The following is an 18078-nucleotide window of genomic DNA, read 5'->3' on the forward strand; positions in this document are numbered from 1 at the left end:
CGAGGCCGTCCGACGCTCCGACATCACGCCGGAGCGAGATGACGAAGCAGGAGACGCGGACTCTCTCGTCCCTGCCAGTCATTGATGACCAGTTCGTACACCGCGCGGAACTGCACTGGCGGCGGCGTACCGTCGTAGGCGTTGAACATCACCGCATCGTGCACCGAACCGTCGCGGGGATCCCGCAGGCTCAGGCGCAGATGCCGTTCGCCCATCACGCGCCAGCTGGCGCAGTCGAACAGATTGTCGAACACCGGCTCGGGGAAGGCCTGCCCCCAGGGCCCGGCGGCGCGCAACTGCCTCGCCAGTTCCAGCGTCGCGGCGCCGGGCGGCAACTCACCATCGGTGAGCTGCACGGCCTGCAACTGGTCGTCGTGCAGCCATTCGCGCGCGATTCCATCAAAGGCCTCGGCAAAGCGCGCATAGTCGGTGGTGCGCAGACTCAAGCCGGCGGCCATGGCGTGGCCACCGAAACGGATGATCAGGCCGGGGTGGTGCGCATCGATCATCGCCAGCGCATCGCGGATGTGGAAACCGCTGATGGAGCGCGCCGAGCCGCGCAGTTCGTCAGGCGCGTCTTCGCTCGCAGGCGCAAACGCGATGACAGGCCGATGCAGCCGCTCCTTCAGCTTCGATGCCACCAGCCCCACTACGCCGGCATGCCAGGTCGGTTCGAACAGCGCCACGCCGACCGCATCGATATCGGCGGCGCGCGACACCATCACTTCCGCCTCGGCCACCATGGTGTCCTGCAGCTCTCGACGCTCCTTGTTGATCGAGCCGAGCAGATCGGCGTACCGGCGCGCCTGCGCCGCGTCGTCGGTGAGCAGGCATTCGACGCCGATGCGCATGTCCTCGAGACGACCGGCAGCGTTGAGGCGCGGGCCGATCGCGTAACCGAGATCACTCGCGCAGAGCGTGCTCGCGCTGCGCTGGCTCGACTCCACCAGGGCGCCGAGGCCTGCGCAGCCCTGCCCTGCGCGCAGCCGGCGCAGGCCGGCTTCCACCATCACGCGGTTGTTGTAGTCCAGCGGCACCAGGTCGGCCACGGTGCCGACCGCCACCAGATCGAGCAGCGTCGAAAGATCGGGTTCGCTACCGGCGGCGAAGGCGCCTTGCGCGCGCAAGGCGGCACGCAAGGCCAGCAGCAGATAGAACATGACGCCGACGCCGGCCATCGCCTTGCTGGGGAAGCCATCGCCAACAAGGTTTGGATTGACCATGGCGTCCGCCGCGGGTAGCTGTTCGCCGGGCAAGTGATGATCGGTGACGATCACGCGCATGCCGCGCTCGCGCGCCGCCGCCACGCCGGCGATACTGGCCACGCCGTTGTCCACGGTCACCACCAGTTGCGGACACGGATGGAGTGACTCGACCAGCGCCGGACTCAGGCCATAACCGTGAACGAAGCGGTTCGGCACGACGTAGTCCACCTGTCGCGCGCCAAGCATGCGCAAGCCACGCACCGCGACCGCGGTGCCGGTGGCGCCATCGCAGTCATAGTCGCCCGCAATCACGATGCGCCAATCGTCTCGAATCGCCTCGATCAGCAGCGCAACGGCATCCTGCACGCCGCCAAGCTGCTGCGGCGAGAGCATGCGCGCCAAGCGGTATTCCGCCTGCGCAGGCGACAACACGCCACGCGCGGCGTACACCTGTTGCAGGACGGGATGCACCGAATTATCCCAGCCGTCAGGGACACCCTGCGCCTGTCGGCGACGCAAGGTCACCGTCTTCATCGACCACCCCGGCGCCACAGGCGCAGTCGATGCCACGGACGGTGCAGCCAGCGCTCGCCGCTGGAGAAGCTCAGCAGCAGCGGCTGCTTCTGCGCCAGCACCTGGATGCTCGGCCACCACTGTCCGGCCACCTCGTCGGCGGGAAGGTCCTGCAAGTCCACCAGCCAACCGCGCGTCGCCGCCTCGACCGCAGCGACAGAGCGCGGCGTCATCGACAGGCCGGCACGCTGAGCCAGCGCGCGCAGCAGCAAGTCGTCGCCGATCGCGCCGCCCAGGCGGGAGCCCACCGTCTCTGGCAAACGTCCGCCACCCCACAGCCACAGGCTGTTGATCGGCGGCAGGCCACGTTCGCGCCGCTCGGCATTGAGAGGATGCTGGTGCAACAGCACCTGCACTTCGTTCATCAGCACTCGCCAGCGGCGCCCATCAGGGCCTTCCGGGAGGTGCTCGTACAGGTCCTCGCCGAGCGCCTGCTCGGGCGCCGCAAACGCAGGGAAAGAGACGTCGTCAGGCACACGCACATGCCAGCGATCAGGCGAGGACACTTCCAGCGTCATGCCGGCGTCGTCGAACACTGCCCGCAGCGGCTCGGCCAACGCCAGCGCCTCTTCCAGATCGAGCTGCAGCTGTCCGCATGCCAGCAGGCGCGCGCCATTGAGATCGGGCTGCACCCACGCCGGGTCGGCGCACAGCCAATGGCCCGTTCCTGCATCACCGACGATCAGTTCGCGCGTCAACGCGCCGGCCGGCAGATCGCCCGCCACGTCGAAATGCCCAACCAGTCCGGCCAGGTAGCCTCTGGGGCCCGCGGGAAGCGGATCGGCCCTGCGCAGCAGCGCGAGCAACGGATGCGCTGGATCGAAGCGTCGCAGGTCCGGCAACCACAACTCCAACGGCGAGACGCTCGGCTGTGTCATGCCTGCCTCACGCCTCCAGCTTTTCGTAGAGTTCGAGCCACTCGACCTCGAGCGTCTCCTTCTCCTTGCGCAGCTCGGTCTGGCGCTGTCCAAGCCGCATCATTTCGGCGGTGGGACCGTTGTAGGTTGCCGGATCGGCGAGCTTTGCCTCGAGCGTGGTGAGTTCGCCCTCGATGGTGGCGACGCGCGTCTCGATCTTCTTCACGCGCAGGCGAGCCGCCTTTTCGTTGTCGCGCTGGTCGGCGGCGCGGCGGCGACGCTCCTCAGGCGACTCGACCGGCGCCTTCGCCTCGGCCTTACGGTTTTTCTTGTTGGCGGATCCGCGACTGCGCAGCCAGGCGGCATAGTCCTCAAGGTCGCCATCGAACGGTTCGGCGTCGCCATCGGCCACGCGCCAGAAGCTGTCGCACACCATGCCCAGCAGGTGGCGGTCATGCGAGACCAGCACCAGCGCGCCGTCAAACTCGGCCAGCGCGTCCGCCAGCGCCTCGCGCATGTCCAGGTCCAGGTGGTTGGTGGGCTCGTCGAGCAGCAGCAGGTTCGGCTTGTCCCAGGCGATCAGCGCTAGCGCCAGGCGCGCACGTTCGCCGCCGGAAAAGCCATCGACCGATTCAAATGCCCGATCGCCGGCGAAATTCCAGGTGCCGAGGAAGTCACGCAACGGCTGCGCGCCCACGCCCGGCGCCTTGTCCTGCAGATGATCGAACGGCGAGTACCCCTCACGCAGGCTCTCTACCGTGTGCTGGGCGAAGTAGCCGATCTTCAGATCCTTGTGGGCCTTGCGTTCGCCACCCAGCGGCGTGAGCTCACCCACCAGCGTCTTCACCAGAGTGGATTTACCGGCGCCGTTCGGGCCCAGCAGGCCGATGCGCTCGCCCGCTTCGAGGCGAAAACGCACGTTGCGCAGGATCGACGCCGGCGGCTCGCCTGCTTCACCGGGGTAACCCGCTTCGACCTCTTCCAGCTGCAACATCGAATCGGGCAGTCGGTCCGGCACGGCGAAGTTGAAGTGGAACGGCCGCTCCACGCGCACCGCCTCGGTGCCGGCCAGCTTCTCCAGGCGCTTGACGCGCGACTGCGCCTGCTTGGCCTTGCTGGCCTTGGCCTTGAAGCGATCGACGAAAGATTGCAGGTGCGCCCGCTCGGCCTGCTCGCGCTCGTGCGCGATCTGCTGCTGGCGCAACTGCTCGGCGCGCTGGCGCTCGAAGGCGCTGTAGTTGCCGGTATAGAGCTTGGCGCGACCGTCATTGAGGTGCAGCGTGTGGGTGATCACGCCATCGAGGAACTCGCGATCGTGCGAGATCACCAGCAGCGTGCCCTGGTAGCGGCGCAGCCATTCTTCCAGCCACAGCACGGCGTCCAGATCGAGATGGTTGGTCGGCTCGTCGAGCAGCAGCAGTTCCGACGGGGCCATCAGCGCCCGCGCCAGGTTCAGGCGCACGCGCCAACCGCCGGAAAATTCCTTGACCGGCGTCTCGTGAGTCTCCGGCGAAAAGCCCAGGCCATGCAGGAGGCGACCGGCGCGGGCACGCGCGTCGTAGCCATGCAGCTCTTCGATGCGGTGGTGCGCCTTGGCCATGGCCTCGGTATCGCCACGCGCCTGGGCGTCGAACTCGTCGCGCAGGGCTGTGGCCAGTTCCTCGTCGCCGCCCATCACGTATTCAATGGCCGGGTCGGGCAGTGCCGGCGTCTCCTGCGCCACCGAGGCCATGCGCAGCCTGGCCGGCAGGTCCAGGTCGCCGGCATCGGGCTCGACCGTGCCCTGCAGGGCGGCGAACAGGCTGGACTTGCCGCAGCCATTGCGGCCGACCACGCCGAGCCGCCAGCCACTCTGGATCACCAGGTCGATATCGGAGAGCAGCAAACGGCTGCCGCGGCGTAGGGCAAAACGACGAAAGGAGATCATGGGGCAAGCTTATCCGGACCGGGCGTCCTGCCGCCCGCAGCCGCCCATGATAGCCGCCGCCCGTGTCGATCGCCCCGCCAGGGATGGGTTGATCTGAGCTTCCTTAATGCCCACCCCATCGCACTAGCCGCAGAATCACGTGGAACGGCCGCCATAGTTCTGCTACAACGGCGCGGCAACGCCTTGCGCGGAGAGGGGACCCGTGAATACGTACGGTATCAACAAGTTTGGCATCAGCCTGTCGATGGTCGTGCTGCTGGCGGCCGCCTGTGCAACCGCACCCGCGCATGCCGAAGAGGTGCTCGTCCAACGCGTGCAGCAGGAACAGGGCATGAACCTGCCCACTCGCGGCATGAGCATGGACCAGGTCGAGAAGCAGTTTGGCGCCCCGCAGCGCAAGCTGACACCCCGCGGCGGCGGCAGCGCCCGGCAACCGGTGATCAATCGCTGGGACTACTCCAACTTCATCGTCTATTTCGAAAAGAGCCACGTGATCCATTCCGTGCTCAATACGCCGGCGGGCAACAACACCAATCCGGCTGCGGTCAATTAATTGACCCACCTGCGCTGGCGCGGCCCGTGGCGACGCGGGCCGCGCCGGTGTTGCCGACGCCCCCGCGCCACATCGACTACACTGCGCCACCCCATGCGGCCTTGCCTCCCGGCAAGCGGCCGCTTTCCTGGTTTGCATGAGACCCTCGCGATGACTGAGCACCGCCTGCGCCTACCGGCCGAATGGGAGCCGCAATCGGCCGTCCTGATCGCCTGGCCGCATGCCGGCACCGACTGGGCCGACCGCCTGGCCGAGGTGGAGACGACCTATGTGGCGCTCGCCGCCGCGGTCACCCGCTTCCAGCCGCTCGTCATCGTGGTATCCGGCCACGAGCTGCGCCTGCGCGTGCAGTCCTTGCTGACCGGTGAAGGCGTGGATCTGTCCAAGGTGCGCTTCGTCGAACTGCCGTATGACGACACCTGGCTGCGAGACTCGGGTCCGATCACGCTGACGGCCGACGGTGGCGGCTTCCAGCTCACCGATTTCCGCTTCACCGGCTGGGGCGGCAAGTTCGGCGCCGAGCAGGACGACGCCCTGATCGCCGGTCTGGTCGACGAAGGCGTGTTCGGCAAGGCGGCGCACAAGCGCATCGACTGGGCGCTCGAGGGCGGCGGCATCGAAAGCGATGGCGTCGGCACCGTGCTGACCACCTGGCGTTGCCTGACCCAGCGCCACCCCGAGCAGTCGCGTGAGGAGATGAGCGCGATCCTCGCCGACAGCCTGCACGCCCGCCGCGTGCTGTGGCTGGATTACGGCTATCTGGAAGGTGACGACACCGACGCCCACATCGACACGCTGGCGCGCTTCGCGCCGGGCGACCGCATCGTGTTCCAGGCCTGCGACGACACTCAGGACCCGCATCACGACGAGCTCAGGCGCATGGGCGACGAACTGGCCGCGCTGCGCACGCCGGATGGACGTCCGTATCAGCTCCACCCCCTGCCCTGGGCCCGGCCCATCATCGACGAAGGCCGTCGTCTGGCCGCGTCCTACGCGAACTACCTGATCGTCAACGGCGCGGTGCTCGTGCCCGCCTATGGCGACGTGGCTGACGACGAGGCCGCGCGCATCATCGGCCTGGCGCACCCGGGCCGGGAGATTGTGCAGGTGCCGTGCCGCCCGCTTATCTGGCAGAACGGCAGCCTGCACTGCATCACCATGCAGCTCCCCGCCGGGATTGTCTGATACCGTCGCGCTGGATATTGGCGCACCACCCCCTATATCGGGCCATGGCCGGGCCGCCCACCGCGGGTGGCCTGGCCCTATCCGTTAGACTTGGCGGCCCGCCCGCACCGGCAGCCCCACGCGAGAACCACGCCGATGACCCGCAAGTCCCTCAAAGTCGCCCTGTTGCAGGAAACCGATCACGGCAGCCGCGACGCCAATCTGGACGCCATCGAGGCCGGCCTGCGCGAGGCGGCGAGCAAGGGCGTCGAGCTGGTGCTGCTGCAGGAGCTGCACAACGGCCCGTATTTCTGCCAGCACGAGTCGGTGGACGAGTTCGACCTGGCCGAGACCATTCCCGGCCACAGCACCGCGCGCATCGGCAAGCTCGCCGAGGAACTGAAGCTGGTGGTGGTCGCATCGCTGTTTGAGAAACGGGCCACTGGCCTGTACCACAACACCGCGGTGGTATTTGACCGCTCCGCGGCGATCGCGGGCAAATACCGCAAGATGCATATCCCCGACGATCCGGCGTTCTACGAGAAGTTCTACTTCACGCCGGGCGACCTGGGCTTCGACCCGATCGACACCTCGGTGGGCCGCCTGGGCGTGCTGGTGTGCTGGGACCAGTGGTACCCGGAAGCGGCGCGCCTGATGGCGCTGGCAGGCGCCGACCTGCTGCTGTACCCCACCGCGATCGGCTGGGATCCCAAGGACGAACAGTCCGAGAAGGATCGCCAGCGCGAGGCATGGGTCACCGTGCAGCGCGGCCATGCCGTCGCCAACGGCCTGCCGCTGCTGTCGTGCAATCGCACCGGTCTCGAGGCCGACAAGGCGGGCGTGGGCAACGGCATCCAGTTCTGGGGCACCAGCTTCGTGGCCGGTCCGCAGGGCGAGTTCCTGGCCCAGGCTGGTACTGACCAGCGTGAACTGCTGGTGGTCGAGGTGGACATGGCGCGCAGCGAGCACGTGCGTCGCATCTGGCCGTTCCTGCGTGACCGTCGCATCGACGCTTACCAGGACCTGCTTAAGCGCTTCCGCGACTGAACACCCCGTCGCCCATGCCGGCGGTCAGGCTTGCCCCCTGCCCCGGCCATCCCCATGCAGTGATCCAGACGCCTGAGCGACCGTACGCATGAGCCTGACCGACCTCGCCGACTCCCTTCCGAACGTGCTGCACGACCAGCCGATCGAGCGCGTCACGCGCGACGGCGTGGAGTACGTGGTGCTGGGCACGGCGCATGTCTCACGCACCAGCGTGGATGCGGTGACGGCTCTGCTGGGGCATGAACACTTCGATGCCGTTGCGGTGGAGCTGTGCGAAAGCCGTGCCCAGGGCATGCGCGATCCGGATGCCTTCAAGCAGATGGACCTGTTCCAGGTGATCCGCCAGGGCAAGGCCGGCATGGTCGCCGCGAGCCTGGTGCTCTCCTCGTTCCAGAAGCGCCTGGCCGAGCAATACGGCATCCAGCCGGGCGCCGAGATGAAGGCCGGCATGGATGGCGCCGAACAGCGCGGCCTGCCGCTGTGGCTGGTCGATCGCGAAGTGGGCACCACCTTGCGCCGCGCCTGGCACAACGTGGGCTTCTGGCAACGCTTCGGCTTGTTGGGCGGACTGGTCGCCAGCGTGTTCGAGCGCGAGCAGATCGAAGAGACCGAGATCGAGAAGCTCAAGCAGGGCGACATGCTGGAAAGCGCCTTCAGCGAATTCGCCACCAATTCCGCGCCGCTCTATCGCAGCCTGATCGCCGAGCGCGATGCCTACATGGCCGCGCGACTGCGCGAGCAGGCGGCGCTGGCAGGCTTCGGCGAAGGCAAGCGCGTGCTCGTGGTGATCGGGGCCGGCCACCTCAAGGGCCTGTGCGAACAACTGCGCACCCAGAAAGGCGACCCGTCGGCGGAAGCAGAGGTCCTCGCCGCCGCGCCACCGAAGGCAAGTTGGCCCAAGTGGCTGGCCATCGGCCTGGTGCTGGCCGTGTTCGTCGCCATCGGCTTCGCCTTCCATCGCGATACGTCGTTGGGCACGGCGGCGCTGCGTGACTGGGTGCTCTACACCGGCGGCTTCTCCGTGCTGGGCGCGATGATCGCCGGCGCGCACCCGCTGAGCATCCTGGCGGCTTTCATCGCGGCGCCGATCAAGCCTTTCCGCCCCGGCATTCCCTCAGGTGGCATCAGCGCGATGGTGGAAGCCTGGGTGCGCCGCCCCCGCGTGGCCGACTTCGAGTCCCTGCGCGACGACATCGGCCACTGGAGCGGCTGGTGGAAGAACCGCGTCGCGCGCACGCTGCTGAATTTCTTCCTGGTGAGTTTCGGCACCATCATCGGCGAGTACACCGCCGGCATTCATATCTTCAGAAGCTTGTTCTGACGGTCTGACGAAAGTCGCTGGATGACTCGCTGCGCTCGCCCCTTCGGGGCCGCCCTACGGGCGTTCTGCGCGCTTCGCGCTCCGTCCAGCCTGCGCTGGGATGACGAGCAAAAGCGATCGAATCCTTACCGTCATCTGAAGGCGGGCAAACCCTCAACGTCATCCCGGCGAAAGCCGGGATCCAGTGACTTTTGCGTTCCAACGCGGCGCGTGAATGACTCCGAGTCAGGGCGAACGCAACGCCTGATCAAGCACCCCGAGCAACTCCTCGTTACGGTCGAGACCCTGCTCCCAATACATCACGCCGCCCAGCCCCCTGGACTTGATGAAGGCGGCCTTGGCGCGCAGCGATTGCGGGTCTTCATAGCTCACGAACGTGCGCGTCTTCCCATTCCACAGGAACGGCGCCTGTGCCTGCGCATCCCAGTGCCGCACGTAGCCATTCTTGTCGATGTAGTTCGCCACCAGCTCGCGCCACGACGGATCGCCCACGTACTTCGCGTACTTCTGCTGCAATCCGTCATGGGCGGGATCGACACCGGTAAACGCGCGCCCGTAAAACGCCGCGCCGAGCATGAGCTTCTTCGCCGGCACGCCGGCCGCCTCGAACTGGGCCACCGCCTTGTCGCCGGCGCGGTCGTCCGCCGGCGCCGGCGCCGACAAATGCAGGCCCGCATGGTGGCCCGTCGTTGGCGTCAGGCTCTGATGGAAGTCGTAAGTCATCAGGTTGAACCAGTCGAGCGAACGCGACACGCGCGCCAGCTCGATGCCTTCGACGAACTCGCTGTCCGCCGCGGCGATCGTCAGCAGGTAGTGTCGCCCGCCGTGCGCGGCGCCAAGCTGATCCAGCCGTGCACGCAAGGCCTCCAGCAGCAGGCTGAAATTGCGCTTGTCTTCCGGCCGATGATGGATGCCAGCACCCGGGAGCGTGGGATATTCCCAGTCGATGTCGATGCCGTCGACATCATGCTTTACCAGCAGGTCGGCCACGCTGTCGGCCATGCGCTTGCGCGTGGCCTCCGTCAGCGCCACGTCCGAGAAGTAATCGGCGCCCCAGCCGCCAATGGACACGACGATCTTCAGCGCGGGGTTCTCCTTGCGCGTCGCCACCAGGCTCGCGAGCGTGCGGTCGGCGATAGGGCTGGGAAACACCACCTCGCCGGTCGGCTCGACCCGGGCGAAGGCGTAGTTGATCACGTCAAGCTTGTTGGCGCTGATCGGCGGCAGGGGCGACGCGTCAAGCACATAGCCGACGATGCGGTAATCTGCCGCAGGTGAAGCGGCGCAGGGCTGGGCCACGACCAGAGCGAGCACACAGGCGATTCCGACGCGCCACCACAACGCCACGCAGGCGCGCTTCAGCCCTTCTTTCATGCCATTTCCCCTGTGATGTCACATCCGCCGCCGCACTCCCCTGCGACAGCGCGATCGCCCCATCCTGCATAGTGCATTGATGAGAATCAGTGGCTTGCGACATGTTGTCGCGCCGTGAAAGCAACGACTATACTCTCGAGACATTCACATGTATCAGCGGAATCGTGGGGACGATCCTGATGACTCGACTGCAACTGCTTGGCCTGACCGTGGCCGCAGCTCTCTTCGCCACTGCCAGCGTGCATGCAGAGGGAGACAAGGCCGCTGGACGAAAATTGATCTACACCTGCAACGGCTGCCACGGTGTCCCGGGCTACGCCAATGCCTATCCGAACTATCCGGTGCCGCGCATCGCTGGCCAGAACCAGCAGTACATCATCAACGCGCTGCATGAATACCGGAGTGGCGAGCGCAACCACCCGACCATGACGGCGCAGGCGCAGAGCCTGTCCGACAAGGACATCGACGATATCGCCGCCTATCTCTCCAGCCTCGCCAAGTAAGCCAAGGATCCCAACCGCATGAAACGTGCGCTCACCCTGCTTTCATTCGGCGCCGTGCTGGCGTTCGCTTCGACCCAGCTGCTCGCCACCGGCAACCTTGAAAACGGCAAGCAGAAGGCCGCCACCTGCTTCGCTTGCCACGGCGCCGACGGCAACTCCGTCGACCCGCAGTACCCGCGCCTGGCGGGGCAGTACAACCTGTACATCCAGCAGGCCCTGCACGAGTACAAGACCGGCCAGCGCAGCAACCCGATCATGAAGGGCTTTGTCGCCACGCTGTCGGAGCAGGACATCGAGGATGTCGCGGCCTACTTCTCCAGCCTGCCGACCAAGCTCGACACGCTCCAGGGCCATATCCAGGGCGACAAGTAAGCCCTCCGCCGCCTCATGGAGAACGACGAAGGCCCGCTTGATGCGGGCCTTCTCTTTTTGTGCGGGAGGTGACCCTGGTTCAGCCGAGCGCCGACTGACCTTCCTTCTTGCGGTAGTAAGGGTTGCTGCCACCGCTGTGGTCGGTGGCGTCTCTCACCGCGGTGATTTCCGGCACTCGCTCGCGCAGCGTCTTCTCCACGCCGTGCTTGAGCGTGACATCCACCGAGGCGCAACCGTGGCAGCCGCCGCCGAACTGCAGCACCACCACGCCCTCGGCATCCACCTCCAGCAGGGTCACGCGTCCGCCGTGGGAGGCGATCTTCGGATTGATCTCCGACTCCAGCACATAACGCACGCGCTCGATGATGCCGGCATCCTGCCCCGGGATTTCGCCCTTGATGCGCGGCGCGCGGATATTGAGCTGGCCGCCGGTGGCGTTGGGCTCGTAGTCGATGCTGGCGCCTTCCAGCCATGGGGCGCTGTTGCCTTCCACGTGGAACTCGAAGCCCTCGCAGACGACCGTCCATTCCTGGCCGGTCAATTCGTCGGATTCGACGAACTCCAGCTCGCAGTTGGCCGCCGCGGTGCCCGGCGACGTCACGCGCAGGTGGATCCCCAGTCCCTCCGTGCCCTGCTGGGAGAGCAGGCGCAGGAAGTGTTGCTGCGCGCGTTCTGAAATCTCGATCATGTCAACTCCAGCGATACCCGAGCCTTACCGGGCGAAACAGCACCATTTTAGTCCTATTTCGTCATGACTGCTCGCTTTTGACTTTTACGTGCCAAGCTCTGACCCTTCGCACCTTTCTTTGCATGGGACATCCGCCATGAGCATCAACCCTCTCGCCAGCCAGCACTGCACGCCCCGCAAGGGCAAGGAACACGCGCTCGACACGGCCAAGGTGGATGAACTGCTCGCCGGCTTGCCCGGCTGGCAGGTCGCGTCAGGCGGCAAGGCCATCGTCAAGAATTTCAAGTTCGCTGATTTCCATCACACGCTGGGCTTCATCAACGCGGTGGGCTTCATGGCGAACCAGGAAGACCACCATCCCGACCTCGAAGCGGGCTATGGCCACTGCCAGGTGCTGTGGTCGACCCACGACGTCGGCGGCTTGTCGCTCAATGACTTCATTTGCGCCGCGCGTGTCGAGGCTCTGCTCCACCGTTGAGCACATCACGCGCCAGGCCTCACTTCGCAGCCACTGCCGGCTTCCTGCTGGCGGTGGTCGTGCTGTTCTGGGCGATGGCCGCGATATCCGCCTGGGTCACGCGGACCCGGCTCGCCAGCGACGCGCATCGCACCTATGCCGCCTTGCGCGACGATCAGCCGTTGTGGCGTTGGACCCTGCACCACGCCAGCGACCTGGTCGCAGGCCGGGCATTCGGCCCGGTCAACCTGGCCATCGACCGCGATGGGCTGCGCTTGACCAGCCTCGACGGCGCACCGTTCGAACTCGGCCTGCCGCTGGCCAGCCCGATCGACCTGGGGCACTGGCCATTGATCCGGCTTCATCTGCACAGCTCTGGCGCAGGCACGCTCGGCCTCACCTACCAGCGCAGTGAGACCAGTACGGCCTGCCTCGCCGCCGACGCCGTGCGCATCGCCGCCGGTGACAGCGAACCGCTGGTCGATGTCCGCTCGCTGACATGGCGCACGCCGAACGGCGCGCCTTGTCCGCCTCCGCAGGTGGTCACCTATATGTGGCGCCTTCGGCCCCAGCTTCCGCCGGGTGACTCGCTGCTGATCGACCAGGTGGCGCTGCTGGCTCCGGGCGCCGCTTCGCGAGCAGCAGACATCGGGAAGGATGTCGCCGACATCCGCCTGGGCCCCGACGCCAGTCTCGACGGCGCCAGCCCTGCGGCCGCCCAGTCCGGCACGCCGGTTGTGCGACTGCCCGAAGACGCCTCGGCCGAAGCGATGCTCAACTGGCGCGATCAGGCCCGGCAACGCTGGCCGGCGGCGCTGATCCTGCCTTTCGGCCTTTCGTTGCAGCCGGTGGCGGGCAGCAGCATGCCTCCCTGGCTGGACTGGCCGGTGGTTGCCATCTACCTCGCCTGGCTGGGCTGGCTCCTCCGGCGACAGACGCGCGAGGTCCGCCACCCCTGGGTGGAGGTGGCCGCCATCGCCGCCGGGCCGTTATGGCTGATCGCCGGTCTGCGCTGGAGCGAGACACCATCGATCCCGGGCATCGTCGCCTTCACCTCGGCTCTGGTGTATGCCGGATGGAGTGAATGGAAGCGGCGCCCGGTGGCCTGGCGCTGGGTGGCGCGCGGGTGGTCGGACTGGTTATGGGCGTTCGTGCCGCTGCCGGTCGCCATCACGCTGGTGCTGCTGGACGGCCACGGCCTCACGGCGCTGCCACTGCTGCATGTAGCCGCCTATTTCGGCTGGGCGCTGCTGCAACAGTGGGCCATGCTGGCCATTGTGATGGGTCGGCTCCAGCATACCGGCCTGCCCCGGCCGGCCATCGTGCTGGTCACGGCCACCCTGTTCGGCCTGCTGCACACGCCCAACGGTTCGCTGATGCAGCTGTGCCTGGTGGCCGAGCTATGGTGGGCCTGGCGCTTCCTCAAGGCCCCACGGCTGCTGCCGATCGCCGTGGCCCACGCCCTCTGCGCCCTCCTGGTGGAGAGCGCGCTGACCGGCCACCTTCTCCGCTCACTTCAGGTCAGTGCGCGCTTTTTCCTGTAGGTGCTCCTGCAGGCGCCGAATCCTTTTTCCTTTTACAGCAAGGACATCCAGGAAATCCTTCAAGTCATCTGGCAAGGGTGCAGAGAAGCTGTAGGCGCGCCCGTCGAGCTCAAAGCTCATGTGGGAGGCGTGCAGGAACATCCGGTTGAGCCCCAGGTCCTTGAATTTCTTGTTCATCTCCTTGTCGCCGTACTTCGGATCACCGGCCAGCGGGTGCTCGACATGGGCCGCATGTACGCGGATCTGATGGGTACGGCCGGTGCCCAGCGTGGCCTGCATCAGGCGGGCGCTGGGGTACTGCTCCATTTCCTGGAAAAAAGTGAGTGACGGCTTGCCGTTATCGGACACTCTTACCATGCGTTCTCCGCCCTGGAGCACCGATTTCTGCAGCGGAGCGTTGACGCTGAACTTGGCCTTGCGCGGGTGGCCGACCATCAGGCACAGGTACTGCTTGGTCACCGTGCCCTCGCGGATCGCTGCCTGCAGTCCGGTCAGGCCGGCACGGGTCTTGGCAAACACCAGCACGCCACTGGTGTCACGGTCCAGGCGATGGACCAGTTCCAGGTGCTCGTTAGGGCGCGCAGCACGCAGCAGTTCAATCGCGCCATGGCTCACCCCGCTGCCACCGTGGCTGGCGATGCCGGCCGGCTTGTCGATGGCCAGGAAATGCTTGTCCTCGAAGATGATCGAATCAGTGATGGCTGAGACGAGACCGGGCGCCGGACCTTTCTGCACCTCCTTCTCCGCGGTACGCACGGGCGGAATACGCAGCGTATCGCCCGCAGCGAGACGCGTATCGGGCTTCGCGCGCTTGCCGTTCACGCGCACCTGCCCGGTGCGCAAGAGCCGGTAAATCATGCTCTTTGGTACGCCCTTGAGCAGGGTCATGAGCGCATTGTCGATGCGCTGCCCGTCGCGCTCGGGTCCGATCTCAACTTGACGCACGCCGTGAGGTGCGTCAGGGGAAGTTGCCGTCTGCATTGAAAAAAACCTGACGAAATAGGATACTCGGCCGGCGCTTTCGTCCCGCCCTGCCGAAGTTCGGATGGAGTCGGGAAACCCGCTCGTGACGTCGGCGAGGATAGCGCCGGTCGCCTTTTCTGGCAGCCGGTTGCTGCTCCCTTTCATCGTAACGGTTCGGGTGGTCGTTGTCCGGTTCCAAGAGGTTCCGGGGCGGCGGGCGCATTGCCACGAATCATCCCGGCACCGGAAACGATGCCGACATGTTGCCGCTTAACCGCAGCGGCGCGATCCCCGGCAGGCCGCCGAAACGACGGCGCCACCGCGGCACGCGACGCGCGGCAAGCCGAGGAAAAATTACAATGAAACGTATGTTGATCAACGCAACTCAGCGTGAAGAGTTGCGTGTGGCCATTGTCGACGGCCAAACCCTTTACGATCTCGACATCGAAATCCCTTCTCGCGAACAGAAAAAGGCCAATATCTACAAGGGCCGCATCACTCGCGTTGAACCCTCCCTTGAAGCCTGTTTCGTCGATTACGGCGCCGAACGCCACGGCTTCCTGCCGCTGAAGGAAATTGCCCGCGAGTACTTCACGCCGGGCCTGGATCCGAACAAGGCCAACATTCGCGACCTCATCAAGGAAGGTCACGAAGTCGTCGTGCAGGTGGAAAAGGAAGAGCGCGGCAACAAGGGCGCCGCACTGACCTCCTTCATCAGCCTCGCCGGCCGCTACATGGTGCTGATGCCTAACAACCCGAAGGCGGGTGGCGTCTCGCGTCGCATCGAGGGTGAAGATCGTCAGGCGCTGAAGGAAGCGCTCGATCATCTCACCGTGCCTGACGACGTCGGCCTGATCGTGCGCACCGCCGGCCTTGGCCGCGACGCCGAGGAACTGCAGTGGGATCTCGATTACCTGCTGCAGCTGTGGAAGGCCATCTCCGGCGCCGCCCAGGCGCAGAAGGCGCCGTTCCTGATCTATCAGGAGTCGAAGCTGTTCATCCGCGCACTGCGCGACTACCTGCGCAACGACATTGGCGAGATCCTCATCGACGAGGAGTCGCTCTATAACGATGCGCGCGAGTTCATGCAGCAGGTCATGCCCAATGCCCTGCGCAAGCTCAAGCTGTACCGCGACGACACCCCGCTGTTCTCGCGCTACCAGATCGAGACGCAGATCGAGAGCGCGTTCGACCGCCAGGTCCGCCTGCCCTCCGGCGGCTCGATCGTGATCGACCAGACCGAAGCCCTGACTGCCATCGACATCAACTCGTCGAAGGCGACCAAGGGCAGCGACATCGAGGAAACGGCGTTCAACACCAACCTCGAGGCCGCCGTCGAGATCGCCCGCCAGTTGCGCATCCGCGACGCCGGCGGCCTGATCGTGATCGACTTCATCGACATGGACAGCCCCAAGCACCAGCGCGAAGTGGAGGAGCGTCTCAAGGACGCGCTGAAGCTCGACCGCGCCCGCGTGCAGATCGGCCGCATCAGCCGTTTTGGCCTGCTTGAGATGTCGCGCCAGCGCCTGCGCCCCAGCCTCGGCGAAGCGACCCAGATCGTCTGCCCGCGCTGCGAAGGCCACGGCCATGTCCGCGGCGTGGAGTCGCTGGCCCTGTCGACGCTGCGCCTGATCGAAGAGCACGCGATGAAGGACAACACCGGCCAGGTGCTGGTGCAGGCCCCGCCGAGCGTGGCCAACTTCATGCTCAATGAAAAGCGCGCCAGCGTGGTCGAGATCGAGCTGCGCAACAAGGTCCACGTCATGATCGTGGCCGACGACAAGCTCGAAACGCCTCACATCGAAATCCAGCGCATCCGCGAATCGGAAATGGGCGAGCACAGCAAGCCCAGCTACGAGCGCCTCACCGCGGTCGAGGCCTCGCCGGTGGCGAAGATGGGCCAGGCCCTGGGCAGCAGCGAACAGCCGGCCGTCAGCGGCATCGTGCCGTCCACGCCCGCCCCGGTTCGCGAAGAAACCGCCAGCGCCCCGGCAGCCGTCGCGCCGACCCAGCCCGCGCGTTCGCCGGCTGCGGCTCCTGCGCCCACCGGCGGCGTGATCTCCCGCTTGTTCGGTTGGTTCCGCGGCACCTCGGCCCCGGCCACTCCGGCGCCGGTCGCGGCGCCCGAACCGGCCCAGGCCAACGCCCGCGGCAACCGCCGCGACGAGCGTGGCCGACCGGCCCAGGGCTCGCAGGCCCAGGGCAGCCGCCAGCAGCCCCAGCAGCGCCGTGAACAGGCGCAGGGCCAGGGCCAGAAGGGCCAGCAGCAGGCCAAGGGCAACCGCCAGCAGGCGCGCAACGAGCAGCCGCAGCGCCAGCAGCAGGCGCAGGCCGGCAAGCCGCAGGAAGCGCGTCAGCAGCCGTCCAAGGCTGAAGCCGCACAGACCCAGAATGAGCAGTCACGCAAGCAGCCGCGCCAGGAGCAGCAGCGCCAGCCGAGACAGGCCCAGCAGCAAGCTCAGCCACAGCCGCAGCAGCCGGCTCAGGCTCAGGCCCAGGCAGCCCAGGGTGCAGAACGCCCCGTCGCTGCGCCGCTTGCCGAAGCCGCCAAGGACGCAGCAGCCATTGTCCCGGTCGTGAACGAGGCCGCAGCGAATGCCGAGGCCGCAGCCGAGTCCAGCCCGGAAGCCGAGGGTGGCCAGTCGCGTCGCCGCCGCGGTCGCCGTGGTGGCCGTCGCCGTCGCCGCCACGAGGACGTCGCCCAGGTCGGCGGCCAGTTGCCGGAAGGCGCCGAGGGCGACGATCTCGACGATGAGGATCGCAGCGAAGAACTCGCCGCGTCGTCCGCTGAACACCAGACGCCGGCAAGCGCGCCGACGACTGCTGCCGCCCCGGTCGTGACAGCCGCGGCCGCCGTGGTCGCGGCGGTCGAGGCACTGCCCCCCGTGTCCGGCGCCTCGGCCATGGAGACCCCGGTCGAGCCGAAGGTGCATCTGGAACCAATCGACGAGCCCGTGCTTAGCGCCGTGGCCCCGAGCTCCTTCAACCTGCCGACGCTGCCGCCGATCCCGGACAAGCCCGAGGGCGAGACCGAGGCCAGCGCAGAAGTGGTGAAGATCGAAACCCACTCCGTGGAGATGGACGCACCAGTGGCCCCCATCGCCCCGGTGGCGGCGCATGCCACCGATGCATCGGAACCCGTCGTTGCGGCAGTGCTGACCACCGACGTGGAAGCGTCGACGACCCACGCGCCAGCGGTTGCCGCCACTGTGGCAGAGCCGGCGCCGGTCGAACCTGCCGCGACCACGGTGGATTTCCGCGCTCCGCTGGAAACCGTCGCTCACATCGAGGCGACCGCCCCGTTGGCGTCGCCTGAGGTTGCCAAGGACGAAGTCCTGGAATCGGCGCCTGCCGTCGAGCCCGCGCCCGCGGTAGCGCCCAAGCAGGGCGACCTGCTCGCCCAGGCTCCGCTCAGCCACCATCCGGCGAGCGAACCGGCGATCAACGAATCGAGCGACGAAGAAGCCGCCGAAACGCAGAAGAAGGATGCTTCCCACGGCTGATCGCCGTGCCTCCTTCAGGCACAAAAA

The 18078-nt window shown here is 66.7% G+C and carries 15 protein-coding genes; 9 read left to right on the plus strand and 6 right to left on the minus strand.

The window, feature by feature from the left end; all coding sequences use genetic code 11:
• Positions 1 to 23 precede the first annotated feature (23 nt).
• The 3 genes from recJ to abc-f are packed head-to-tail and all read right to left on the minus strand — an operon-like array spanning position 24 to position 4562.
• Entirely contained in the window at positions 24 to 1739 is a 1716-nt protein-coding gene (gene recJ / locus DVT68_RS01150) for a single-stranded-DNA-specific exonuclease RecJ (protein ID WP_114823240.1), read from the minus strand.
• The gene (locus tag DVT68_RS01155) at positions 1736 to 2656 is read right to left on the minus strand and encodes a phosphoglycerate mutase (protein WP_114823241.1); all 921 of its coding nucleotides are present in this window, start codon (positions 2654 to 2656) and stop codon (positions 1736 to 1738) included. The genes recJ and DVT68_RS01155 overlap by 4 nt, the downstream gene beginning before the upstream one ends.
• A gap of 7 nt (positions 2657 to 2663) precedes the next feature.
• Positions 2664 to 4562 (minus strand): ribosomal protection-like ABC-F family protein, encoded by a 1899-nt coding sequence (gene abc-f / locus DVT68_RS01160; RefSeq protein ID WP_114823242.1) that lies wholly within the window; start codon positions 4560 to 4562, stop codon positions 2664 to 2666.
• Positions 4563 to 4779: 217 nt separating this feature from the next.
• Here abc-f and DVT68_RS01165 point away from each other — a divergent pair, with 217 nt between their 5' ends.
• The 4 genes from DVT68_RS01165 (at position 4780) to DVT68_RS01180 (ending at position 8647) form a co-directional block, all read left to right on the plus strand.
• The gene (locus DVT68_RS01165; RefSeq protein WP_114824327.1) at positions 4780 to 5115 is read left to right on the plus strand and encodes a hypothetical protein; all 336 of its coding nucleotides are present in this window, start codon (positions 4780 to 4782) and stop codon (positions 5113 to 5115) included.
• 150 nt (positions 5116 to 5265) lie between these two features.
• Positions 5266 to 6300 carry an agmatine deiminase family protein gene (locus tag DVT68_RS01170; RefSeq protein ID WP_114823243.1) on the plus strand — a complete coding sequence of 345 codons (1035 nt, stop codon included), beginning with the start codon at positions 5266 to 5268 and terminating at the stop codon, positions 6298 to 6300.
• A 135-nt stretch (positions 6301 to 6435) separates the two neighbouring features.
• Positions 6436 to 7326, plus strand: coding sequence for a carbon-nitrogen hydrolase (locus DVT68_RS01175; RefSeq protein ID WP_114823244.1), 891 nt, complete (start codon positions 6436 to 6438; stop codon positions 7324 to 7326).
• A gap of 88 nt (positions 7327 to 7414) precedes the next feature.
• Positions 7415 to 8647: a TraB/GumN family protein gene (locus tag DVT68_RS01180; protein WP_114823245.1), complete on the plus strand. Its 1233-nt coding sequence runs from the start codon at positions 7415 to 7417 to the stop codon at positions 8645 to 8647.
• A 225-nt stretch (positions 8648 to 8872) separates the two neighbouring features.
• Here the strand turns inward: DVT68_RS01180 and DVT68_RS01185 are convergent, their stop codons facing one another.
• Positions 8873 to 10021, minus strand: a complete 1149-nt coding sequence (locus DVT68_RS01185) for a glycoside hydrolase family 18 protein (protein WP_114823246.1) — start codon at positions 10019 to 10021, stop codon at positions 8873 to 8875.
• A gap of 179 nt (positions 10022 to 10200) precedes the next feature.
• Between DVT68_RS01185 and DVT68_RS01190 the strand changes: the two genes are divergently transcribed.
• Together DVT68_RS01190 and DVT68_RS01195 are read left to right on the plus strand one after the other, a co-directional pair.
• Positions 10201 to 10524: a c-type cytochrome gene (locus DVT68_RS01190; RefSeq protein WP_114824328.1), complete on the plus strand. Its 324-nt coding sequence runs from the start codon at positions 10201 to 10203 to the stop codon at positions 10522 to 10524.
• 18 nt (positions 10525 to 10542) lie between these two features.
• Positions 10543 to 10896: a c-type cytochrome gene (locus DVT68_RS01195; RefSeq protein WP_114823247.1), complete on the plus strand. Its 354-nt coding sequence runs from the start codon at positions 10543 to 10545 to the stop codon at positions 10894 to 10896.
• Between the two features lie 79 nt (positions 10897 to 10975).
• Here DVT68_RS01195 and DVT68_RS01200 read toward each other — a convergent pair whose 3' ends face one another.
• Positions 10976 to 11584, minus strand: coding sequence for an NfuA family Fe-S biogenesis protein (locus tag DVT68_RS01200; protein ID WP_114823248.1), 609 nt, complete (start codon positions 11582 to 11584; stop codon positions 10976 to 10978).
• Between the two features lie 136 nt (positions 11585 to 11720).
• On the opposite strand from DVT68_RS01200, the gene DVT68_RS01205 reads away from it, so the two are divergent.
• Both DVT68_RS01205 and DVT68_RS01210 read left to right on the plus strand, forming a co-directional pair.
• On the plus strand, positions 11721 to 12062 hold the full coding sequence (locus tag DVT68_RS01205) for a 4a-hydroxytetrahydrobiopterin dehydratase (protein WP_114823249.1): 342 nt from the start codon (positions 11721 to 11723) through the stop codon (positions 12060 to 12062).
• Positions 12059 to 13585, plus strand: coding sequence for a CPBP family glutamic-type intramembrane protease (locus DVT68_RS01210; RefSeq protein ID WP_114823250.1), 1527 nt, complete (start codon positions 12059 to 12061; stop codon positions 13583 to 13585). Before DVT68_RS01205 ends, DVT68_RS01210 begins: the two co-directional genes overlap by 4 nt.
• Here DVT68_RS01210 and DVT68_RS01215 read toward each other — a convergent pair.
• Positions 13553 to 14566: an RluA family pseudouridine synthase gene (locus tag DVT68_RS01215; RefSeq protein ID WP_114823251.1), complete on the minus strand. Its 1014-nt coding sequence runs from the start codon at positions 14564 to 14566 to the stop codon at positions 13553 to 13555. The two genes, DVT68_RS01210 and DVT68_RS01215, sit on opposite strands and share 33 nt — an antisense overlap.
• 341 nt (positions 14567 to 14907) lie before the next feature.
• Between DVT68_RS01215 and DVT68_RS01220 the strand changes: the two genes are divergently transcribed.
• Positions 14908 to 18051, plus strand: coding sequence for an Rne/Rng family ribonuclease (locus tag DVT68_RS01220; protein WP_114823252.1), 3144 nt, complete (start codon positions 14908 to 14910; stop codon positions 18049 to 18051).
• Positions 18052 to 18078 lie beyond the last annotated feature (27 nt).

Origin of the sequence: Dyella solisilvae (genome assembly GCF_003351225.1) — a bacterium.
Taxonomy (GTDB): Bacteria; Pseudomonadota; Gammaproteobacteria; order Xanthomonadales; family Rhodanobacteraceae; genus Dyella; species Dyella solisilvae.